This window comes from Micromonospora pisi (assembly GCF_003633685.1).
Classification (GTDB): domain Bacteria; phylum Actinomycetota; class Actinomycetes; order Mycobacteriales; family Micromonosporaceae; genus Micromonospora_G; species Micromonospora_G pisi.
The window spans coordinates 972,522-996,062 of record NZ_RBKT01000001.1 but is presented as its reverse complement, the minus strand read 5'-3'; the positions used below and the strand labels follow the sequence as shown (position 1 = coordinate 996,062).

The 23,541-nt window shown below is 69.4% G+C and carries 12 protein-coding genes; 9 read left to right on the top strand and 3 right to left on the bottom strand.

The genetic code is table 11. The features are described from left to right. Nucleotides 1-24: 24 nt before the first annotated feature. The gene (locus BDK92_RS03905) at nt 25-7,407 is read right to left on the bottom strand and encodes a type I polyketide synthase (RefSeq protein ID WP_121154673.1); all 7,383 of its coding nucleotides are present in this window, start codon (nt 7,405-7,407) and stop codon (nt 25-27) included. A gap of 823 nt (nt 7,408-8,230) precedes the next feature. Between BDK92_RS03905 and BDK92_RS03900 the strand changes: the two genes are divergently transcribed. Continuing rightward, nucleotides 8,231-9,145 carry a sulfite exporter TauE/SafE family protein gene (locus tag BDK92_RS03900; protein ID WP_121154671.1) on the top strand — a complete coding sequence of 305 codons (915 nt, stop codon included), beginning with the start codon at nt 8,231-8,233 and terminating at the stop codon, nt 9,143-9,145. 652 nt (nt 9,146-9,797) lie between these two features. Continuing rightward, nucleotides 9,798-12,398, top strand: coding sequence for a carboxypeptidase-like regulatory domain-containing protein (locus tag BDK92_RS03895; RefSeq protein ID WP_170208475.1), 2,601 nt, complete (start codon nt 9,798-9,800; stop codon nt 12,396-12,398). 89 nt (nt 12,399-12,487) lie between these two features. Here the strand turns inward: BDK92_RS03895 and BDK92_RS03890 are convergent, their stop codons facing one another. Next, the gene (locus BDK92_RS03890) at nt 12,488-13,708 is read right to left on the bottom strand and encodes a PQQ-dependent sugar dehydrogenase (protein WP_121154667.1); all 1,221 of its coding nucleotides are present in this window, start codon (nt 13,706-13,708) and stop codon (nt 12,488-12,490) included. Nucleotides 13,709-14,058: 350 nt separating this feature from the next. Between BDK92_RS03890 and BDK92_RS03885 the strand changes: the two genes are divergently transcribed. Then, nucleotides 14,059-15,039, top strand: a complete 981-nt coding sequence (locus tag BDK92_RS03885) for an alpha/beta fold hydrolase (RefSeq protein WP_121154665.1) — start codon at nt 14,059-14,061, stop codon at nt 15,037-15,039. 374 nt (nt 15,040-15,413) lie between these two features. On the opposite strand, the gene BDK92_RS03875 is transcribed toward BDK92_RS03885, so the two are convergent. Continuing rightward, the gene (locus BDK92_RS03875) at nt 15,414-16,223 is read right to left on the bottom strand and encodes an IclR family transcriptional regulator (RefSeq protein ID WP_170208474.1); all 810 of its coding nucleotides are present in this window, start codon (nt 16,221-16,223) and stop codon (nt 15,414-15,416) included. Between the two features lie 217 nt (nt 16,224-16,440). On the opposite strand from BDK92_RS03875, the gene BDK92_RS03870 reads away from it, so the two are divergent. The 6 genes from BDK92_RS03870 (at nt 16,441) to BDK92_RS03845 (ending at nt 23,402) form a co-directional block, all read left to right on the top strand. Then, nucleotides 16,441-17,634 (top strand): ABC transporter substrate-binding protein, encoded by a 1,194-nt coding sequence (locus BDK92_RS03870; protein ID WP_170208473.1) that lies wholly within the window; start codon nt 16,441-16,443, stop codon nt 17,632-17,634. A gap of 75 nt (nt 17,635-17,709) precedes the next feature. Continuing rightward, the gene (locus tag BDK92_RS03865; protein ID WP_121154659.1) at nt 17,710-18,663 is read left to right on the top strand and encodes a carbohydrate ABC transporter permease; all 954 of its coding nucleotides are present in this window, start codon (nt 17,710-17,712) and stop codon (nt 18,661-18,663) included. Then, nucleotides 18,660-19,490, top strand: a complete 831-nt coding sequence (locus BDK92_RS03860) for a carbohydrate ABC transporter permease (RefSeq protein WP_121154657.1) — start codon at nt 18,660-18,662, stop codon at nt 19,488-19,490. The genes BDK92_RS03865 and BDK92_RS03860 overlap by 4 nt, the downstream gene beginning before the upstream one ends. 8 nt (nt 19,491-19,498) lie before the next feature. After that, nucleotides 19,499-20,680, top strand: coding sequence for a mandelate racemase/muconate lactonizing enzyme family protein (locus BDK92_RS03855; RefSeq protein WP_121154655.1), 1,182 nt, complete (start codon nt 19,499-19,501; stop codon nt 20,678-20,680). A 20-nt stretch (nt 20,681-20,700) separates the two neighbouring features. Further along, entirely contained in the window at nt 20,701-21,888 is a 1,188-nt protein-coding gene (locus BDK92_RS03850; RefSeq protein WP_246016776.1) for a fumarylacetoacetate hydrolase family protein, read from the top strand. Further along, the gene (locus tag BDK92_RS03845) at nt 21,885-23,402 is read left to right on the top strand and encodes an aldehyde dehydrogenase (NADP(+)) (protein ID WP_121154651.1); all 1,518 of its coding nucleotides are present in this window, start codon (nt 21,885-21,887) and stop codon (nt 23,400-23,402) included. The genes BDK92_RS03850 and BDK92_RS03845 overlap by 4 nt, the downstream gene beginning before the upstream one ends. Nucleotides 23,403-23,541: the final 139 nt, after the last annotated feature.

Sequence of the window (23,541 nt, the reverse complement as noted above, 5' to 3'; positions counted from 1 at the left end):
GGCGTTGCCGCACCCTCTGGACGATCACCAGCCGGAGGCGGTGTAGACCACGGAGTTGATCTTCGGGTCGCCCCAGGCCAACTCGCCAAGCAGGCTGAGAGCGCCCGCTTCGGGGTCGATGAGTTCGATGCCGCGGCGCGCGTACTCCCGGCTCAGTTCGTCGCTGACCATCCCGCCGTGGCCGGCACCCGGTGCCCAGGGACCCCAGTGCACGGTCAGGCATCGGTTGCCGGTGCTGGCCGCCCAGCGGGCGCCGATCGCGTCGATCGCGTCGTTCGCCGCGGCGTAGTCGCCCTGACCCCGATTGCCGTACGCCGCGGCGATGCTGCCGAACAGCACCACGAACCGGGGTGCCGAGGCCAGCTCTTCGAGTCCGGCCAGCACCGAGCGGGCGCCCTCCACCTTGGTGCCGAACACCCGGGTGAACGACTGCGGGTCCTTCTCCGCGATCAGCTTGTCCTCGATCACGCCGGCCGCGTACACCACGCCGTCGACCCGGCCGTGCGTACGCTCGACGTCCAGCAGCAGACTCCGGGTCGCCGACGCGTCCCGCACGTCGAGTGCGTGGTAGCGCACCTCGCTGCCCAGTTCCCGCAGTTCGGCGAGGGTCGCCTCGACCTCGCGGGCGGCCAGGACCGCCTGCGCGGTGCGTTCGATCTCCGCCGGCGACCGCAGACCCCGGCGGGCGAGCGCGGCACGCAACGACGCCTTGTCCCGGGCCGACACCAGGTCCGGATCCTCCGGCTCGGTCGGCAGCGGTGTGCGGCCGACCAGCTCGATCCGGCAGCGGCTGGCCATGGCCACCGCGCGGGCGAACCACGGCGTGATCCCGCGCGCCCCGCCGACCAGGACGACCACCGAGTCCCGGTCGAGGCCGATCGCCGCGGCCTCGGAGGCGCCGTCACCGGCCGGCCCGGCACCACTCGTCGCCACCGCTCCCAACGCCGCCGGTGCGAGGTCGACCGCCGTCCGCTCGGTCTCGCCCCGTACGACAACGGGCGCGTCCCCGCCGACCAGCAGTTCGTCGAGCAGGTGTCGGGCGATCCGCTGCGGCTCGGCGGCGGCGTCGACCTCGACGTACCTCGCCATGACCTGCGGATATTCCCTGGCGATGGTACGGAACAGGCCAGCCAGTCCATCGCTGCGTTCGCTACCGCCGACCGGTCCCGCCGCCAGCAGCCAGCGTGGGCCGGCGGCGAGCGCCTGCTTGAGGAACGGGAAGATCTCGGGCAACAGGGGGCCTCCGCCGCCGGTCAACCCGTCGAGCAGGATCAGCCCGTCGAAGCCGGCGAGCTGACCGGCCTGCTTGCTGTCCACCACACCGGTCTGCCCACCCGCCCCGTGCTCCTGAAGAAGTTCGGCGAGGTACGCCAGCGCCGGGCTGGCACCGGTGATGAGGAAACTCGTCCCGGCGAGCACGTCGACGGGTTGCCCGGCGAGCGGGGCACCGGTGTCCGCGCCAGCAGGTCCCGTGATCACCTTCGCCTGGGGCAGGAGCCGCTTCGGCGTGATCCCCGCCCGGCCGACGGTGGTGACCGCCGCAGCGACCGTCACGGTGTCGGACACGGAGGGGAACGGCGCGGGTGCGATGGCCGGACTCATCGTGGTCAGCGCCGAGGGCGCACCCGCGGGTGGTTCCCCCGTCGGAGCGGGTGCGGCGGCGGTGAGCGCGCGTGGTGCGGGCGGCGGGGCCAGCGTGCCGCCACCCGGTGACGGCGCCGGAGGGGCCTCCCCCTGCATCTTCTGGTTGAGCCAGTCGACCATGGCGCGTACGGTGCGGGCCTTGACCAGGTCTTCGAGTTCGGCTTCGTCGCCTTCGACGGCGAGGCGGAGTCGTGCGGCGACCTCGCCGGCGACTTCGGCGCGTTTGATGGAGTCGATGCTGAGGTCGGCTTCGAGGTCGAGGTCGAGTTCGATGAGGTCGACCGGGTAGCCGGTGCGTTCGCTGATCACGTCGAGGATGGCGGTCTGGAAATCCGGTCGGGTCACCATGACCGTGCCGGTCGCGACCAGAGCGTTGGAGTGCGCCAACCCGCTTGCCGGGCCGAGTACGGCGGTCGCGTGGATCACGGTCGTGCCCGCCGCCGACCGAATCTTCTGGTTGAGCCAGTCGACCATGGCGCGTACGGTGCGGGCCTTGACCAGGTCTTCGAGTTCGGCTTCGTCGCCTTCGACGGCGAGGCGGAGTCGTGCGGCGACCTCGCCGGCGACTTCGGCGCGTTTGATGGAGTCGATGCTGAGGTCGGCTTCGAGGTCGAGGTCGAGTTCGATGAGGTCGACCGGGTAGCCGGTGCGTTCGCTGATCACGTCGAGGATGGCGGTCTGGAAGTCGGGGCCGGACGCGGCGACCGGTACGGCAGCCACGTCAACCACGACCGCCGGCGCGGCCGGTGCAGCGGCCACCATCGTGGTTGTCGTGACCGGCGCGACCTCGCTTCCATGACCCGGAAGCACCACCGGCGGGTACGCCTCAGTGGGCTGCCACACCAGCCGCCCACCCGCACCGTCGCCGAAGTAGGCGAGCATCACGTCCCGCTGTGAGGCGATCATGTCCCGGCTGGTGCGCAGGAACTCGCTCAGCAACTCGTCGCGGCCGTCCCGGCCGCCGAAGGTGGTCCCGTTCGATGCGGTCATCGACAACTCCTTGATCCGTCGTGGGGGCGTCATCCCGCCGGGCAGGCTGTTTCCGAACTGGTCGCGTACGAGTTGGCCGTCCACGGTCCAGAACGGACGTCGGGCCGGCTCGACCGTCGCGAGGTCCACCGTGTCGCGGCCCTGGTACAACCAGCCGGTGCGCACCGGTACACCGGCACAGGCCAGTTGCGCGATGGTGACGAGGAAGCCGCGCAGTCCCTCCTCGGGTCGCGGCTCTGTCGCGACCGCCAGGTGCGGCCGGTCGCCGAGGACGGCCCGGACCAGTTTGGTGAGGACCTGACCGGGGCCGGCCTCCACGAAGGTCCGGGCGCCGCTGGCGTACATCGACTCGATCTGTTCGACGAAACGCACGGGTGCGCCGATCTGCGCGGCAAGCCGTTCACGTACCCGGTCGGCGTCGCCGTCGTACGGGGCGGCGGTGTGGTTCGACCAGACCGGGATCGCCGGCTCGCGTACCGTTCTGGCGGCGAGCGCCTCGGCGAAACGTGCGGTGCCGCCGGCCACCACCGGACTGTGGAACGCACACGCGACGGAGAGTCCCCGGGCCGACAGCCCGGCCTCGCGCAGCGCTGCCACCGCCGATCCGACCGCGGGAGTCGGACCGGAGATCACCACCTGCGTTGGCGTGTTCCGGTTGGCCAGTACAACCTCGCCGGCCAGTCCCGACTCGGTGAGCACCTGGCTGACCTGCTCGGCGGTGGCGGTGACCGCCGCCATGGTGCCCGGATCATCGCCGGTGGCGGCGAGGATCGCGTCGGCCCGTTGCCGGCTCAGCGCGAGCAGGGTCTCGGGGTCGAACGCGTCGGCCACGCAGAGCGCGACCAGCTCCCCGTAGCTGTGTCCGCCGGCCAGGTCGGGCCGAACGCCCAGCCGCCGCAACAGGTGGTCGACCGCGAGTCCGCCGATGCCCAGTACGGGTTGGGCGACCCGGGTGTCACGTACCCGGTCCTCCTGTTCGCGCGCCGTCTCGGGGTCGAACGCCGACGGCGGGAAGAGCAGGTCCGCCCACTCGGCGCCGAGCCGCAGATAGTGCCGCAGCTCGGGGAACGCCACGAACAGTTCGGCGAGCGCACCCGGCCGCTGGCTGCCCTGACCGGGAAAGAGGAAGGCCACCTTGCCCGGTTCCGGGTCGTCCGGCGGTTGGACCAGCCCGCGTGCCGGGTCGTGCTCGCCGGCCAGGGCCCGGTCCAACAGCTTGGCGAGTTCGTCGCGGTCGCGGGCGACGACGGCGATCCGGACCGCGCCCGCCCGGTGGTCCGCCTCGTCGGCCAGGGACGCGGCCAGGTCACGCAGCGACCACGGCCGGCCCAGCTCGTCGCGGTTCGACAGCATCTCGACCAGTCGCCGTACCCGCAGCTGTGCTGCGGGCCGGTCGGCGCCGCGGAAGCAGAACAGTTCCGCGGGCCAGGACTGCCGGGTGTGCCGCGGCTCCGGGGCGTTCGGGTACGCGCTGAGCACGGTGTGGAAGTTCGTCCCGCCGAAACCGAACGCGCTCACCCCGGCGAGCCGCTCGGCTGCCGGCGCCGTCCACGGTCGGGCGCCGGTGTAGAACGCGAACGGGCTGCGTTCCGGGCTCCACGCCGGGTTGGGGCGGGTCAGGTGGATCGTGGGTGGCTTGACTCCGGTGTAGAGGGCGAGGCTCGCCTTGATCACGCCGGCCAGGCCGGCCGCGCACTTGGTGTGCCCGATCTGCGACTTCACCGAGCCCAGCGCACAACTACCGGGCTCCGCGCCGGCCTCGTCGAAGAACCGGGTCAGGGTCTCCAGTTCGGTACGGTCGCCGACCACGGTGCCGGTGCCGTGCGCCTCGATCAGGCCGACCTGTCGGGGCGAGACGCCGGTGCGGTGGTAGGCGCGGTCGAGGGCGCGGCGTTGTCCGCTCGCCCTCGGGGCGGTGAGCCCGAGTGCGCGTCCGTCGCTGGAACTCCCGACGCCCTTGATCACGGCGTAGATCCGGTCGCCGTCGCGTTCGGCGTCGGCCAGCCGCTTCAGTACGACGCACGCGACCCCCTCGCCGAGGGCGATGCCGTCGCCGGTGCTGTCGAACGTACGGCACCTCCCGGTGGGGGAGAGGGCGTGCGCGGAGGTGAACATGAGGTAGTCGTTGATGCCGTTGTGTAGGTCGGCGCCGCCGCAGATCATCAGGTCGCTGCTGCCGGCGCTGAGTTCCTTGCAGGCGGCGTCCATCGCGGCCAGCGACGAGGCGCAGGCGGCGTCGATGGTGTAGTTGGGGCCGCCGAGGTCGAGGCGGTTGGCGACCCGGCCGGCGATGACGTTGGCCAGCACGCCGGGGAAGCTGTCCTCGGTGACGGTGGGGAGTTGGTCCTCCAACTCGGCCGGCACGTCCCCGAGGTAGGCCGGGAGCATGGTCCGCAGTGTCTGGGCGTGACCCATGTCGCTGCCGGCCTCGGCACCGAACACCACACCGGTCTGACTGTGGTCCGCGCCGGCCGCGTCGTACGGGTATCCGGCGTCGACGAGCGCCCGATGTGCCACCTCGAGCGCGAGCAACTGGGTCGGGTCGATGCTGCTCAGCGCCGCCGGGGGAATGCCGTAGCGGATCGCGTCGAACGGGACCGGGTCGATGAACCCGCCCCACCGGGAGACGCTGATCCGACCCGCCTGCCCCGGGCCCACCTCGGGTGCGTAGTACGTGTCGACGTTCCACCGGTCGGTCGGCACCTCGGTGACCGCATCGGCGCCGCCGAGCACGGTCTGCCAGAAACTGTGCAGGTCGGGGGAGCCGGGCAGGACGCAGGACATGCCGATGATGGCGATGTCCAGCGGCGCGGGCGGCTCGTCCACCGGCACGGCCGGCGGGGTGAGTTCGGCGCGCAGCGCGGCGGCCCGTACCGCGTGGAACTCCCGTGCCTCCGTGGTGACCTGCGCGTGCAGCTCCGCGACCGTGGTCGGTGCGTGGCGCAGCACGGCGACCTGGCCGGCCATGAACATCCCCTCGACGGCCTGCACCGCCTCGTCGACCTTCACCAGGCCGTCGTCCTCCCGGCGTACGCCCTTGCTGGCGATCCGCAGCCGGCCGACGTTCAGTAGCTCCAGTTGTTCCCAGACCTGGCGGTTCTCCACCCCGGCCGATTCCAGTTCCTCCCGTACGCCGTGGAAGTCGTCGACGAAGGGACTGGGCAGGCACCGGGTCGCGTGTCCGGGGGCGGTCTCCAGCAGCGACGTGCCGGTGGCGGCGATGGCCTCACGGTGGAACAGGGGTTGGATGGCGCCCTCCTCCACCGCTTCGCGGGTGAAGAGGTAGGCGGTCCCCATCAGCAGCCCGATCTGCGCCCCGCGTCCGGTCAGGGGAGCCGCCATCGCGGCGACCATCGCCGCCGACCGCGCGTCGTGGATCCCGCCCGCGAACAGGAGTTGCAGCCGCCCGGCGTCGTCCGGCGTGTTTGCCAGGAACTCTTCGAGTACCAGCAGTTGTGCCTCCCACAGGGGGAAACTCGCCCGCGGCCCGACATGGCCGCCGCACTCCGCGCCCTCGAAGACGAACTTGCGCGCGCCCGCCCGCAGGAACTGCCGCAGCAACCCCGGCGACGGTACATGCAGGAAGGTGTTGATCCCGTCCTGCTCCAACACGGTGGCCTGGGACGGCCGCCCGCCCGCGATGATCGCGCACGCGGGTCTGATCTCGCGGATCGCCTCGAGTTGTGCCGCGCGCAGCTCGTCGGGCGCGAAGCCGAGCACGCCGACGCCCCAGGGCCGGTCGCCCAGCCGGTCGGCGGTCTCCCGGAGCACCCGGCGGGACTGTTCCGCACCGGACAGGGCGAGCGCGATGAAGGGCAGCGCACCGTCGGCGGCGACCGCGGCCGCGAACGGGGCCTCGTCGCTGACCCGGGTCATCGGGCCCTGCACCACGGGTATCCGTACGTTGAGGGCGTCGGCGAGGGCGGCACCCGGCGCCAGGGCGTCCCCGGCGGCCGGTTCGGCGATCGCTTCGAGCAGGGTGGCACGGATTCCGCGTACGGCGGCGGCGGTGTCGGGCCAGCGCCGGGCGAAGACGGCGGCGAGCCAGCCGTCCTGGCCGATCGGCAGCAGCTGCGAGGCGCTGTCGTGCGGACCGCCTCGGCGGATCCCGCGTACGCCGTCGACCAGGACCGTCTCGGACCCGTCCAGCCGACGGATCGCGCCCCGTACGTCCGCCGGTAGCTCGGACTCCGGCATGAGGGTGAGCTGGCTGTCCAGGACGACGCCGGCCGCGCCGCCGATGACACAGGCGACGGCGGTGCGGGGGCCGATGCCGCCGGCGACCCAGATCGGCAGGTCGATGCCGTCGGCTGCGGCCAGTTGCTGGAGCAGGACGAACGAGCTGAGCTCGCTGACCTTTCCGCCCCCCTCCATGCCCCGCGCGATGAGCCCGTGCGCCCCGGCCGCGGCGGCCAGCCGGGCGTCGTCGAGGCTGGTCACCTCGACCAGCACCCGGTACCTGTCGACTACGTCGGCCAGTGGCCAGGGTGTGTCCAGCGGTACGACAACGAGATCGACGTAGCCGTGGCCCGCCCGGTCCACGTCAGCTGGCGTGGCGGTGCAGCCCGCCGGCACGCGTACGCCGATCGGCTCGCTCGACCCGGCGGTGGCCTGGGCCAGGGCGGTGAGTGTCCAGCTGTCGCCGGAGGCGAGATCCAGGACGCCGTGACCGCCGCCGTGGCGGGCGGCCGTGACGATCCGGGGACTGGGTTCGAGGAGGCTACCGGCGCTGATCGCGATCACCAGATCGCGCGTGTTCGGTGCAGGGCTCATCGGACTCCCACTTCATGGGGCGGCGGTTTCCAGGACGCGACCGAATGAATCAGATGATCAACCGAGATGACCCGTAGATAATTGGCGCTAATCGATCTCAGGCTCCAATTAAGTTAGGCCAGCTTAGTTACGGCTCAGTTAAATCTCTCTAACTAGAGCGTGGGCCTGCGGGTTTTTTCGGTGACTCCGCCGGTATGCCGGATATCTGCCGCCCGTCGGGGACCTGTCGGCCTGACCTGGGTAGGAGGTTGGCAGGTTTCTGTCCGTCATTGGGTCATCGTGTTAAATATCGGCCTACTTTGATTGCCAAGATGTTGCCTGCCACCCGAAAAGAGTGACGTCTATCACTATCTTCTTGCCGATCTGAATTGTGAAAGCACTCTTGTCTGGTCGGTTTGGTTCGCGGAACCATTCCTATCTAGTGAGTATGAAAATGGTTCGGGCGGGTCCCGTCGAATGGGATCCGGACACCGGCCGGAGGGGAGGTGAACCGGCCGTTAAAAGGCCTCGTCATCGCGCATACCGGCCCGGTCACCGTCGTTGAACCGACCACCGACGGCGCGGCCGGTCCGCTCCACCGGGTCGCGCCGTAGTGCCTCGCGAGCCCCCTCCAGGGCGGAAGCCCCACGCATCCGTCAGTACGCCCGTTCCTCGACGCCCCGGTACCGATGGGTCGCCACGCCTGCGCGTGCCCAGCGGCGACGCCGGGTGCCCGTCGGCGATGAACGGACCGGCAAGACCTCGCCGACGGGCGGCGCCCGCCTGTCCAACCCGAGCCGTCTGCTCCCCGCTTCCATCCCCCCCGACGAACTGGTGGTCCCTCATGCGCAAAATTCTTCTACTGGCCCTGGTCGGTCTCGGCGCCCAACTGGTCGACGGCAGCCTCGGCATGGCCTACGGCGTGACCTCGACGACCCTGCTGCTCGCCGTCGGCGTCCATGCCGCCGCCGCCTCGGCCACCGTGCACCTCGCCGAGATCGGCACCACCCTCGCCTCGGGTGCCGCCCACTGGCGATTTGGCAACATCGACACGAAGGTCGTCGCCCGGATCGGGATTCCGGGCGCGATCGGCGCCTTCGCCGGCGCAACCTTCCTGTCCAGCCTCTCCACCGACGCGGCGGCCCCGATCATGTCGCTGATCCTGCTCACCCTCGGCAGCTACCTCCTGGTCCGCTTCACCACCTTTGGTCTGCCGCAGGACAACGTGGACAAGCCGCTTCGCAAGCGATTCCTCGGTCCGCTGGGCCTGCTCGCCGGCTTTGTTGATGCCACCGGTGGCGGTGGCTGGGGCCCCATCGGCACCCCGGCGATCCTGGCCAGCGGCAGGCTCGAACCACGCAAGGTCATTGGGTCGATCGACACCAGCGAGTTCCTGGTCGCCGTCGCGGCGAGCCTCGGTTTCCTGGTCGGGATCGGTGCGGAGAACATCAACTTCGGCTGGGTCACCGCGCTGCTCATCGGCGGGGTGGTCGCCGCGCCGGTGGCGGCCTGGCTCGTACGCAAGGTCCCGCCCCGGGTGCTCGGCTCCGCGGTCGGCGGCATGATCGTTCTGACCAACAGTCGAACCCTGCTTCACAGCGACTGGTTCGATGCTGCGGTCACCGTCCGTTATGGCTGTTACACGGTTGTCTGCGCGGTATGGGCGGCCGCCGTGGCCCACTCGATCCGTCAACACCTGATGGAGCAGCGGCGGCAACCGGTCGCGATCGGTAGCGACTCGGAGCCTCGATCCAGTTGACCAAGATGCCGGCACCTCCCGGTCCGCCATCCGAGAGGTGCCGGTAGGCGACAGCGGCAGGACCGGCCGACATCCGTACGGCCGGCTCCTACCCGTACGTACCGGCCCGCCGTAGTACGGGTATCGACCCGGCGGTCTACCACCCCCGGTTCGCGGCCGACGTGCCCGCCGGCGACGCCGCGGTGTACGCGATCGCGCAGCGCCCGGCCGCCGCCGCGTTCGGCGAGCCCGCGTCCGGCCCGCAGGCGTGGAACACGATCCCGGCCTACAGCCTGGCAGGCCGATGATGCCCGGCCAGCATGGCGTCGAGGTAGACGTACGCGGTGTCCAGGACGGCGTCGACCCGGGCCAGCTCGACCAAGTGGTTTGAGCTTTCCCCCCCGATAGTGATGTTCTCCGGGCTTCCGGGGAACTCAGCTGCCGCAGCCGACCGTACCCAGGTTTTCGGTGTTCCCGCAGTAATCTGCTCGCTCACCTCGCCAGGTCGATGGTCCTTTCCGGATCGGGGAACCGGGCGGCCAGTTTCTCCGGGAATGCCCTACGTGATCACTACCCGCGATCGTTTTCCGTTCACCCACCGCCCCCCGGCAGGACCGATCTCCGCCTAGGCTCGGGTCCTCAGTGGATCAACACCCAGCGGAGTTTGACACGCATGCTCAAAAGACTCTTGTCCGCCGGCCTTTTCGCCGTCGGTCTGATCCTCGTCGTCCCGGCCACGCAGGCGTCGGCCGCCCAGATCTCCGGGCCGCTCGAGCCGCAGACCGGCACGGTCCGGGGCGTCTTCACCGACCGATCCGGCAACCCGATCGTCCACGCGTCGGTCTCCACCAGCAGCCTGACCTATAACCACTGGCAGCGTTCGGCCTACACGGACGCGCAGGGGCGCTACCAGATGGATGACGTGCCGGCCGGCCCGGTCACGATCTATTTCTCGGACGGCACCATCTCGCAGTACGCCCCCGGCAAGCCGAACGCGGACGAGGCCCAGCGCTACACCGTGGTGCCGGGCCTGGCCACGGTGGTCGACGAGCGCCAGGTCCCGACCGGCACGGTCCAGGGCCGACTCACCGACCAGACCGGCAACCCGGTCGCGCAGGCGTCGGTGTATCTCGACGCCGAGCCCTACTCCTACTTCGCGTCGGGCGCCACGACCGACGCCGACGGCCGCTACTCCATCACGCATGTGCCGGCCGGCGAGGTCACCCTGCAGTTCGTGAAGTTCCCGTTCCGCGTGTGGGCACACCAGGAGCATGGCCAGGCCGCCGCCAAGAGGTTCACCCTGCGCGGCAACCAGACGCTGACCGTGGATGAGAGCCTGTTGCCGACCGGCACCCTGACCGGGCTGATCACCGATGCGGAGGGCAACCCGGCCCAGACCAGCGTCGTGGCACACGAGGTTGACGGCGACGGCAACTACAACACCAGCACCGGGGCGGACGGCCGGTTCTCGCTCACCGTGCCCGCCGGGCGCTGGCGGGTCGAGCTCAACGTCCACCAGTGGGTGCCCGGGAAGATCGACGAGGCGGCGGGCAGGATCTTCAGGGTGGCTGCCGGGCAGTCCGTCGAGGTGAACGACTCGCTCCGGCCGACCGGCGCGCTGCGCGTCGAGCTGCGGACCGGCAGCAGCGGGGTCGACCAGTACGCGTTCGCCCTCTGGCACGGCGGCACGAAGGTCGCGTTCGCGAACGGCACCAACGTTGGCTCCCGCACCTTCGAGGACCTCCTGCCGGGCGACTACCTGTTTAGCTACGACGAGTACTTCGCCCCCGGCACGCTCCGGATCGAGAACGCCGTTCCGGTCAAGGTCCGGGCCGGAGGGACCAGGACGCTGGAGGTGGCGCACCCGGCGCGGTCCACGCTCTCGGGCCGGGTGACTCTGCCCACCGGCGAGCCGGCGCCCCAGCTCTACGTGCAGGCGGACGTGATCGCCGACGGCGTGTACCAGCGCCACACCGTCCAGACGGGTACGGACGGTGAGTGGCAGATGACCGACGTGTTCCCGGAGTCGTACCGGATCACGCTCACCAACTCGTCCCGTGAGCTCTCCCAGGACGGCGGCGAGGTGACCGTGGCGGCGGGCGGTTCGGCGTCGGTGAACTCGACGTGGCATACCGGCGGCTCGCTCATCGTCACCGCGGTGGACGCCACCACCGGCGCTCCGGTCAGCAACTACTGCGTCGCGGTGGTCGCGAAGTTCGGCGACTTCTGCACGCAGGGCTCGGCGGTGACCGTAGCGGGACTCGCTGCGGGCCCGACCTTGGTCACGCTGAACATGCTGGGCGGCAGCGACTACCTCGGCAAGAAGGACGTACCGGTCACCATCCCGGCCGACGGGCGGGCCACGCTGACCATCCCGGTCGAGATCGGCGGCCGGTTCAACGCGCGAGTGGTCAACCGTGCGACGGGGACGACGGCGGGTGAGAGCGTGTGCTTCTACGCCGTACTGCCAGGCACGGGTGGCACCAGCGAGCGCGCATCCGCCTGCACCAACAAGCAGGGCGTGGGCACCAGCGGTACCTTGGCGCCGGGCACCTACCAACTGTTCGTCAAGCCACCGGACGGCAGCGCGTACGGGGCGCAGTGGTTCACCCCGGAGGGCGGCACCGGCGACCAGAGGCAGGCCACCAAGATCAACATCAGGGCGGGCAAGACCACTCGGCTCGGCACGATCCAGTTGGACCCGGCCGGGTCGGTCACCGGCGTGGTGCGTGACCCGGCCGGCCAGCCGGTGGAGCACGTCGAGGTCGGTGTCACGGCCTTCGAGATTCCCCGGTCGGAACTCGTCCCCGAGGGCACGGACAAAGAGGGCAGGTACACGGTCAGGAACCTGGGGCCGTACGCGTGGCCCCTGCTCTTCACGCCGATCGCCGATCTGCCGCGGCAGTGGTCCGGCGCGACCGGCAACCGGTTCCAGGCCGAGACGGTGCCGGTCACCAGCGGCGCGACCAGTACCTATGACACCACGCTGTCGGCGGGTGCCAAGGTCACTGGCACGGTCACCGTCACACCGGGCGACACCGCCTGGAGCGGCGGCCGGCTGAAGGCACGCGGCGTGACCAGCGGCGACCTGCTCGCCGTCGCTGACGTGCCCGGTCAGGGCGGCGTCTACGAATTCCGGGTGATCGGCGACGGCCCGGTCAACCTGGAGTGGTACCTGGCCGACCCGGTGACCAAGTCGACCGGTTGGTACGACGGGAACCCGGTGCGGGTACCCGCGAACGGCCGCAAGCAGCTCGACCTGACCATCGGCTGAGCGGTGGGGACGGGCCGGCGACCTCCGTCGCCGGCCCGTCCCCACTCTGGACCTTGCCCCGCCGGGGCCGAGTCCGGAGGGATGCGGCATTAAACAGCAGGCTGGACCCGCTCGAACCGCACCCGGTTCAGCCATCCCGGGAGGTCGCTGAGCACGTACAGCTCGCCGTGCACGTCGGTGCCGATCGCGGTCGGCTGGGTGGGGAAGTTGCCGATCGTGGCGGACTCGTAGCCGCCGTTGGGCTTGGGACGCACGGCGAACACCCGGGTCGAGCAGTAGTCGCTCGCGACATAGGTCCCCCATGCCTCGGGGGTCCGAAACCCTCGGTACACCACGCCGCCGGTCACCGAGCAGTTGTCGTTGAAGTGGTCGTACTCGAAGACCGGGTCGGTGTACCGCCCGCCCGGCCGGCATTGCTGCGGGTCGAACACCGGGGTGCCTTCCCGGCAGGACCAGCCGAGGTTCGCCCCACGCTGCGACGGGCGGATGTGGTTGATCTCCTCGATCATGCCCTGGCCGACGTCACCGATCCACAGCGAGCCGTCGACCGGGTCGACGGAGAACCGCCACGGGTTGCGCAGCCCGTAGAGCCAGATCTCTGGTCGCGCGCCGTGCATCCGGACGAACGGGTTGTCGGAGGGCACACAGTAGGGCTTCGTCCCGCAGGTGCGGTTGACGTCGATCCGTACGATCTTGCCGAGCAGGGTGCCGAGGTTCTGACCGGCCTTGAACGGGTCGTTCGCGTGGCCGCCGTCGCCGAGGGACCAGTAGAGGTAGCCGTCGCGGCCGAACGCCACCTGTCCACCGTTGTGGTTGCCGTACTCGGCGTGCTCCTGGGTGAGCAGCACCTGCACCCGGTCGGGAGCGTCGATGGGCACTCGCGCCAGGGTCAGCGTGCCGGACGGTAGGCTCGTGTAGGCCACGTAGAGGATCCCGGTCCGCGCGAAGTTCGGCGCAGGCGTGATGCCGAGAAGGCCGCGCTCGTTGTCCGAGGTGTCGATCCGGGCGGTCAGGTCGAGTACCGGCTCAGCCGCCAAGCCGGTGTCGGGGTGGTAGGCGCGTACGGTGCCGTTCTTCTCCGCGATCAGCATCCGGCCGTCTGGTAGCCCGGTGATCGCGATCGGACGCTGCAGACCGAAAGCCACCTGTTCGGACACCACGGTCAGCTCAGCGAGTGGCACCGCGCGGGTGTGGGGTGCGCCGGCCGCGGCGGTGCTGACCACCGACACCGGTGGCAAAAGGAACGCAGACAGGGCCAGAACGAACAGCCCGGCCAGCATGGTGGCCGGGCGACAACGCCGTCGCAACATGTTTCAGCTCCTCGAGCAAGTGGAGTGGAGGGTGCGATCTGGGAGCGTTCCCACAGTAACATCGACTCTTGTCAATGAACAACCCGTCGTCCTGCCGCCCCTCCAGTCAGAGTTCCCTGACCGCAGGAAACCGAGTTTTCGAACGGGACACCATCGTCCCGGCACCGTGGCGGGTGTCAGGGCCGCCGACAGAGGTACTCGCCGGAGCAGACGCATCAGCCGTTGCTGGTCGACCACCGTCCACCGGGCAACGTGGTCCCTCCGGGTCTGGCCACGGTCGCCATGTCGTCCCAACTGGCGACGACCGTCGGTAGGCTCCTGACCAGGGCGCCGACGACTCGGAGGTACGGATGCGGTGGTCGATCGCCGTGCCGGCCGCACTGTTGTCGGCCGGTGTGGTCTACGAGGCGGGTTCCCGCTGCCGTGACCGGGCGCTGCCGTGGCGGGGCCGCCTCGTCGATGTCGGCGGCTACCGGCTGAGACGGTACGACGTGGGCGTCGGGGCGCCGGCCGTGGTCATCATTCCCGGCGCCGGCGACTGCGCCGACTCGTGGCTGCCGGTGCGGCAGAGCCTGGCGCCGTTCACCCGCGTGGTCAGCTACGACCGGCCCGGCCTGGGTGGCAGTGAGGAGGGCCCGCCGCCGACGGTGGACCGCGACCTGACCGACCTGCGACGGCTCCTGCACGATGCCGCGATCCGTCCGCCATACGTGCTCGTCGGCCACTCGCTCGGCGGGCTGACCGGCTGTCTCTACGCCCAGCTCCATCCGGCGGAGGTGGCCGGGCTCGTCCTGGTCGACTCGATCCCCGAGACGGTCGCCCGCGATCGCGGTGTCCTGGCCGTCTTCGTCGCCTCCGGCATCATGACGTCGCTGTTCACGATCCTCGCGCCCGTCGGTCTGACCCGACTCATGCTCGCCTGGCGGAAAATGCCGCTGTACCCGGAGCAGACCGAGTTCCGTACCCGGGTCGACGCGACGGACTACCGGCGGTGGATCGCGGCCGTCTGCCGAGGTTTCGCCAGGGCGGCGGCCCTGCGGGAACTCCGCTCGGGGCTACGGTCGGCGCGGGAGGCCGAACGGTTCACCTTCGGCGTCCAAGAACCCCGGTTCGGTGACCTCCCGCTCGCCGTACTTACCAGCCGCGCCTACGGCAGCAGGTGGGTCGCGATGAACAGCGAGCTGGTCACCCGGGCGCGGTCCAGCGTGCACCGGCTCATCAACGATCGGAGCCACAACATCCACATGCGCCACCCCGACCTGGTCGTCGACGCGATTCAGGAGATCATTGCGCGAGCCCGGCTCCGGGCGACGTACGCCGGCCGGGCCTGACCGTCTCCCGGACCGCCACACCGGCCAGCCCTCGCGGTGCATCCGCCGGTGGATCGCGAGATTGCGGCCCAGGTCCGCGGGGGTCACCCCCGACCCGGCATCGGCGATGCCTCGGTCGCGGTGACGACGTCGACCTGGGCCAGGTACGCGTACACGTAGAAATGTCGCCCGGCGGGGCCCCGATCGCGCGGCAACTCGGGACCGGGCGACAGCCAGCCGTGGCCCCCGAGATTGCCGCGGACCAGGGCGATCGAGCGGTCGAGCAGCCAGCGCAGGCGCGTCGGTCTTGCGGGCAGCGGTGCCGACGGCCGGTCGCTGGCGAGCCGGTGCGCGTTTCTGTTGGTTTGCAGGCCCGCCCTTACCGCCGCTGGTCGTCAGTTGGGCGCGTGCATCAATCGATCATCGTCGTCTGCGCCGTCCGGGCTCGCGGATGACGGAGATGTGTATCCGAGCTCGAACGAGATCCGGTTCGCAGTCTCCAGTAGAAGCGGAAGAGCGCTCTTCAGCTGGTCGAGGCTCGCGATGACCTCGATCGCCGTCATCGAGACGGCTGCGATGACCTGCCCCCGCGAGTCCCTGATCGGTGCGGCGACACACATCACGTAGGCGTCGTGTTCGCCGTTGTCCGTGGCCCAGCCCTGTTCGCGGATGCGGGCGAGTTCGGCTCCGAGAGATTCGTGGTCGGCGAAGGTGGTGTCGGTGAACCTCTCGAAGACGACGTGGGAGAGGAGGCGGTCGCGTTCCTCCAGGGGTAGGTAAGCCAGGATCGTCTTGCCGACGGCGCTCGCGTAGATCGACACCGCGCGCCCTACCCGCGACGGCAGCTTGACGGCGTCGAACGCCGGGCTGTCGACCTTGTCGATATAGATGATCTCATCACCGGTCAGTTGCGCCAGGTGCACGGTATGACTGGTCTCGCGTTGCAGCGCACGCAGGTGTGCGGCGGCGAACTGGCGCAGGTCCATCGAGCCGAGCGCCAGCTCGGACAGCTCGATCACTCCGCTGCCGAGCACATAGGTGCCCGCGCCGGTCCGGCGCACGAAGCGCGCCGACTCCAGTGTCTGCAGGATCCGCAGTGCCGTGGACTTGTGGACGCCGAGTACGTCCGCTGCCTCCGTGAGCGACAGCGGGTGCTGCGCAGATCGACGGATGAGGTCGATCGCACGGCGAATCGATTGCGCCAAGGCCCTGTCTCCCCTCGCTGCGGCCGGACGTTCCGCCGCTGTCGTTGCGTAATACGCAATGTAGTTCACGCGCGGTGCAATCTCCACTTGACACCGTTGCACATGGCGCTACGATCGTTGCAATTTCATCCGAATGACGCTAACTCGCAACAGTGGAGTAACGATGGGTAATCGGCGCGCTCACTTCGGCATCGCCAGGGCGACATGTGCCCTCGGCTTGATTGCCGCTCTTTTGACCGGTTGCGGCTCTGACGGCGACTCTGGTGGTGGCGTCACCAAACTGACCTTCGCCGCCTCGACCTTCGGCGACCCGGGCCGTGGGCCTCAGTTGACGAAGTGGCTCGACGAGTTCAACAAGAGCCAGGACAAGGTCCAGGTCTCCGCAGCCGCAGTGCCGTACCCGACCTTCGGTCAGACGGTGCTCACCCAGATGGGCAGCGGCAAGGGGCCCGACCTGGTCCGCTTCGACATGCCCGAGTTCGAGGCCGCCTCGGACGCCGGCCTCGTCGCACCGCTTGACAAGCTGATCGATGCAAGCAAGTACGACCTGCTCAAGCAGCCGGACCAGTTCATGGTCCACGACGGCGTCCGGCACGGCTTCATCTTCGAAGCGTCGAACTACGCGATGTTCTACAACGCGGACCTGATCCCCACGCCGCCGTCCACCTACGAGCAGTTCACCTCCACCGCGAAGTCGTTGACCAAGGGTGACATCTACGGCCTGGCGTTCCGGCAGACGGAGGCCGAAGAGGCCGGCGTATGGCAGGACATCTTCAACTACGTCTACGGCTTCGGCGGCGCGTGGTCCGACGGCAAGAACCTGACGATCAACTCGGCGGAGAACCTCAAGGGCCTGCAGGCGTACAAGGATCTGTACGACGCCAAGGTGATTCCGCGCGGAGCGGACGCGGCGACGTTCCGGCGCATGTTCGCCGAGGGCAAGGTCGGGATGGAACTCAACAACGGGGGATACGTGACCGCGACGCGCGGCCAGAACGCGCAGCTGAACTTCACCGTCGCGCCCATCCCGTTCCCGGTACGTAAGCAGGGTGCGATCCTCGCACCGATCGTGATCAACGAGGCGAGCGAGGGCCAGGACGAGGCTGCCACCTTCATCCGCTGGGCCCTGGAGCCACAGAACCAGGTCAAGCTGCAGGAGATTCTCGGCGCGAGCAGCGTTGCCACCACCACGCAGCGCAGCGCCGAGTCGCTCAAGGCGACCCCGTTCCTCACCGTCTTCGACGGGCTCACCGAGACCAGCCTGCCGCAGATCGTATTGGGATTCGAAGCCAAGACGCCGGACATCCGCAAGGTGGTCGTGCAGAACGTCATCGCGGCGCTGCAGGGCAAGGCCGACCTCAAGCCGGCACTGGACCGCGCCCAGCAGCAGGCGACCGAGCTGGTCCGCTGACAGCTCGACGAGGCGACGCTGCCGGCACGAAGAGCCGTGCGCCGGCAGCGTCCTTTCCCAGAAGGATCAAACCCGATGACTGTGCTCGAGCAGACCGGAGCACCGAAGACAACCCGCCAACCCGGGGCACGGCGTCGACCCAGCCCACTCGGCAGCAAATGGACGCCCTATCTGTTCCTGGCACCCGCCGCACTGTTCATCCTCGTCTTCCAGGCGGTGCCACTCGTCCAGGAGGTGTACCTCAGCTTCACCAGGACGAGGCTGCTCAACCCCACCCGGAGCGAGTGGGTCGGGCTGGAGAACTTCAACCGGATCTTCGGCGACCCCGACTTCCACCGCACCCTGCTGATCACCTTCGTCTACGTGATCGCCTGCGTCGTCGGCGCGGTCGGTGCCGGGCTCGTCGTCGCGCTCCTGCTCAACAAGGGTTTCCGGGGCCGTGGCGTGGCACGGGCTCTCGTGACCATCCCGTGGGCCGCGCCCGGCATCGCGGTCGCGCTCATCGCCTCCTGGATGCTCAACGCGCAGTACGGCATCGTGAACCGGCTTCTCGACGCGGTGGGACTCGGCGTCCCGGGAGGCGCGATCCTGGACAGCCCGCGCTATGCGCTCCCCGCGGTGCTCGCGACGACCATCTGGCAACTGTTCCCGTTCACCTCCGTGGTGCTGCTCTCCGCACTGCAATCTGTTCCCCAGGACCTCAACGAGGCCGCGACCATGGACGGCGCGGGACGGTGGGCCACCTTCCACGCTGTCACCTGGCCGGTCATCAAGCCGACCGTGGGACTGCTGGCCCTGCTGATGACGATCTGGTCGCTGCGGCGGTTCGAACTCATCTGGCTGATGACCAAGGGCGGCCCGGTCGGCGCCACCGAGACGCTCGTCATCGACCTCTACTCGCAGGCATTCGACTCGAAGGAACTCGGTTCGGCGGCGGCCATCGGAATGGTCGGCGTCGTCATCTCGCTCATCGTCATCACTGGCAGCCGGCTGGTCGCCCGTGCCGTGGAGAAGGGAGACGTCCGATGAGGCGCTTCCGTTTTGGTCTCACCGCGCGAATCGTCGCCGTGCTCGTCGTGTTGGGTGTCGCGGTGTTCCCGCTGTACTGGATGCTCGTCACGGCGCTCTCGAGCAACAACGACCTGTTCGCCGAGCAGCCCCGGCTCACGCCGGACATCGGTCGGATCGGGGTGTTCGTCGAGGCACTGGCCGAGGGCAAGGCGGCCGGGTGGTTGCTCAACAGCCTGGTGATCGCCGTGGGCACGATGGTCCTCTCGGTGGGCCTGGGTATCCCGCTCGGTTACGCGCTGTCCCGGTTCTCGTTCTGGGGCAAGGCCGCGCTGACCGTCGTGCTGCTGTTCACGCAGATGCTTCCCGAGGCGCTCATGGTCGTACCGTTGTTCGCGCTGTTCCGCCGCTTCGAACTGCTCGATTCGCTGACCGGTCTCGTCCTCGTGAACTCTGCCTTCGTCCTGCCGATCGTCGCGCTGATCCTCAAGGGCGCGATCGACGGCATCCCGAAGGAACTGGAGGAAGCGGCACGTGCCGACGGCGCCCGGCCCTTCACTGTCCTGAGCCGCATCAACGTGCCGCTGATCGCCCCGTCGATCGCGGCGACCGCGGTCATCGCCTTCTTCCACGCCTGGAACGAGTACGTGTTCGCGGTGACGTTCATCTTCAGTCCGGACCTGCAGCCGGCCTCCGTCGGCATCGCGAACTTCATCGGCGAACTGGGCACGCCGATCCAGACGGTGATGGCTGTCGCCTTCCTGTTCACGCTGCCTGCCGTCGCCTTCTACCTGCTGGTCCAGAAGTACGTCGTGTCCGGCATGACTGCCGGTGCGGTGAAGGGTTGAGCCACAACATGAAGATCGTCTCCGTCGACACGTTGGTCGTCGACTTCTACCGCACGAATCTCGTCATCGTGCGCGTCCACACCGACGAGGGGATCATCGGGCTCGGTGAGGCCACCCTGGAAGGCAAGGAACGGGCCGTCCAGGGCGCGATCGCCGAGGTGGCCGAAGCGGTGGTGGGCCTGGACCCCACCCGCATCTCGAAGATCCTCTACGAGCTGGCACGGGACTGGTACTGGCGCGGCGGGCCGGTCGTCATGACCGCGCTGAGTTCGCTGGAGATGGCCCTGTGGGACATCTCGGCGCGCGACCTCGGCGTTCCGGTCTCACGGCTCCTCGGCGGTGCGACCAGGGACCGGGTGCGGGCGTACGCGAACGGCTGGTTCTCCGGTGCCGTCACGCCGGAGGACTACGCGACCGCGGCGCGCAGGACCGTGGAGTCCGGCTTCCGCGGCCTCAAGTGGGACCCGTTCGAGAACTACGACCTCACCATCACCACCCAGCAACTGGACCGGGTGCTCGCCCAGACCGACGCAGTCCGTGGCGCGGTGGGCCGCGACGTCGAGCTGTTCATCGAGGGGCACGGCCGCTTCGACGTCCGCCACGCGATCAACATCGCGAAGGAGATCGCCCAGTTCGACCCGGTGTGGTTCGAGGAGCCGTGCCCGCCGGACAACCTAGACGCACTGGTCGACATCCGTCGCTCGTCGCCGGTGCCGATCGCGGCGGGGGAGCGGTGGTACGGCCGGCAGGGCTTCGCGCCGGCGCTCGCCCGTCAGGCGGTCGACTTCGTCCAGCCCGATGTGACGCATGCCGGCGGGATCGCCGAGCTGGCCTTCATCGCGACGCTCGCCGCGACCAGCTACGTGGGGTTCGCGCCGCACAACCCCAGCGGTCCCCTCAGCACCGCCGCGACGCTGCAGCTCGGGGCGACACTGCCCAACTTCCGGTACCTGGAGATCATGGCGACGGACGTGCCCTGGCGCCCCGAGATCACCAACGAACGGCTGGTGCTGACCGCCGAAGGCGACGTGCTCATCCCGACCGGGGTTGGACTGGGCATCGAGGTGGACCTCGCCGCAATCGAGCAACACCCGTTCACACCGCATCCGATGCGGATGTTCCGGGACGCCGTCTACGACATCCGGCCTCGGGACGAGCGGTCCTTCTTCAACCTGGAGAGCGGCTCATGACGGTGCCACGGCCCCGGGGCATGACCCCTGATGCAGACTGGTTCGGTACCGCCAGCGAGGCGCTGCCGGACGATGCCGACCAGAGCGTCCTCGTCGGCCGGATCTGGGACCCGTCCGTCGACGGCCCCTCGCCCGTGACCGTCCGAGACGGCGAGGTCATCGACATCAGCCACCGGTTCCCGACCGTCCGGGACATCTGCGAGCTGCCCGACCCCGCTGCCATCGTGGCCGGACTCGACGGGCCGCGGGTGGGCGACTTCGACGAGATACTGGCCAACACGGGGGCCGCGAGCCGTGGCCGTACCCGGCCCTGGTTGCTCGCCCCGGTCGACCTCCAGGTGCTCAAGGCTGCCGGCGTCACCTTCCCCATCTCGATGATCGAACGCGTCATCGAGGAACGGGCACTGGGAGACCTGCTGCTCGCGTCGGACATCCGTCGCCGAATGCTCGCCGACGTCGGTGTCGACCTGCACAGCCTGGTTCCGGGCTCGGCCGAGGCGGATCGGCTGAAGAGTCTGTTGGTCGCCGAGGGCATGTGGAGTCAGTACCTGGAGGTGGGGATCGGCCCGGACGCCGAGATCTTCACCAAGGGTCAGATCCTCTCCGCCGTCGGCACCGCCGTTCCGGTCGGGGTGCTCGCCGCGTCGACCTGGAACAACCCGGAACCCGAGGTCACGCTCATCGTCCAGTCCAGCGGGCGGATCGTCGGCGCCACCCTCGGCAACGACGTGAACCTCCGGGATGTGGAGGGCCGCTCGGCGTTGTTGCTTCCGCTGGCGAAGGACAACAACGCCTCGTGCGCCCTCGGTCCCTTGATTCGGCTCTTCGATGAGCGGTTCGGGATGGATCGGGTGCGCGAACTCGAAGTCAGCCTGGAGGTCCGCGGTGTGGACGGCTTCCTACTGGAGGCGGTCTCGGAGATGACTCGAATGTCGCGCGACCCGGAGGAACTGGTACGGCAGTTGATCGGCCCGCACCACCGCTATCCCGACGGTGCCGCCCTGATGCTCGGCACCATGTTCGCGCCCATCCAGGACCGGGACCGCCCCGGTGAGGGCTTCACCCACAAGGTCGACGACGTGGTGCGAATCAGCTGCCCGGCACTCGGCACCCTGGTCAACCGGGTGTGGCACGCGGAGGAGTGCGAGCCCTGGCACTTCGGCGTCCGCGATCTCATGGGCAATCTGGTGAGGAGAGGACTGCTGTGAACGTGGTCATCACGGTCGATCCGCGCGACGGCCGGCGTCGCTCGACGGATCTCCACGAGACGGACGAGTCTCGGCTGGAGGCCATCGCCGGCCGGGCGTCGCGGGCGGCGCAGTGGCTGTCCGGCCTGGGTAGAGTCGGCAGAGCGGAGATGCTGGATCGCATCGCCGCGTCCCTGGAGTCCCGTCGCGTGGACCTGGTCGCAGCCGCGGAGGCGGAGACCGGGCTGAGCCACCCGCGGCTCGACCAGGAACTCACGCGGGCCGCTCTCCAGTTCCGGATGTTCGGCGACGTGTTGCGCGACGGGGCGTACGTCGAGGCGGTCATCGACCACGCTGCCGACACACCCCTCGGGCCCGGCCCTGACCTGCGGCGGATGCTCGTACCCCTCGGGCCGGTTGCCGTCTTCGGGGCCAGCAACTTCCCGTTCGCCTTCTCGGTCGCCGGGGGCGACACCGCCTCCGCGCTCGCCGCGGGCTGTCCCACCGTCCTCAAGGCCCACCCGTCGCACCCGCTGACATCGCACGCCTCCGCTGACGCGATCGAGTCGGCCATCCGTGGCATGGGCGGTCCCGATGGTGTGATCACCATCGTGTACGGCGAGCAGGCCGGCCGCTCGCTGGTGCGCCACCCCGCGATCCGGGCGGCCGCCTTGACGGGTTCCGTCGGCGCCGCCCGTGCCATCCAGGCGGCCATCGACGAACGACCTGATCCCATTCCCCTCTACGCCGAACTCAGCAGCGTGAACCCGATCGTCGTCCTGCCCGGCGCGGCCGTCGACCGGGGAGAGCAGATCGCCGAAGGACTGTTCGCCTCCTTCACGGCCTCGGGCGGTCAGCTGTGCACCAAGCCCGGGCTGGCGTTCATCCCGTCGGATCCGGGCGGTGAGCACCTGGTCGACACGCTGCGGGCCAGGGTCGCCTCCGCAGGCGGCACGATCCTGCTGAACGAGCGCATCCGAGACGCCTACGAAAATCGGGCTACCGCGTTCGAGCGGGCCGGCGCTCGTGTCTCGGCCCGGCCCCAGGTCGACCCCGGCGAGGGCTTCACCGTCGCGCCGACACTGCTGGAGGTCGGTCTGCCGGGCCTGACCGCCGAGATCGCCGACGAGTGCTTCGGTCCGCTCATGGTCGTGGTCCGGTATCGCGACGTCGTCGAACTCGACGCCGTCCTGGCGACCGTCCCACCGTCGCTGACCGGTTCCATCCATCGTGGACCCGAGGACGACAACGATGTCGTGCGTCGGCTCGTCGACGTGCTCGCCGCCCGCTCGGGTCGCATCGTCTTCGACGGCTATCCCACCGGCGTCCGCGTGTCGTGGGCTCAGCACCACGGCGGGCCCTGGCCGTCGACCAACGCCGTACACACCTCGGTGGGCGCCACGTCGATCCGGCGATTCCTCCGTCCGCTGGCGTGGCAGGACGCCCCGGAGTGGGTTCTTCCCGAGGAACTTCGAGACGAGTACGTCGCCATTCCCCGGCGAGTCGATGGGAGGTTGGAATCGAAGCTCGAATAGCCGTGCCGTAGGTCGCGCCCGTACGAGCTCTTTGGTGGCCGTTCGGGCGCGGCTGGATCCTGCCCAAATTGTTTTCGTTGCGGATCGTAAAAGTGATTCCCCCGCCGCGTGTTGACCGTTAATGCGTTTCATGCTTCTG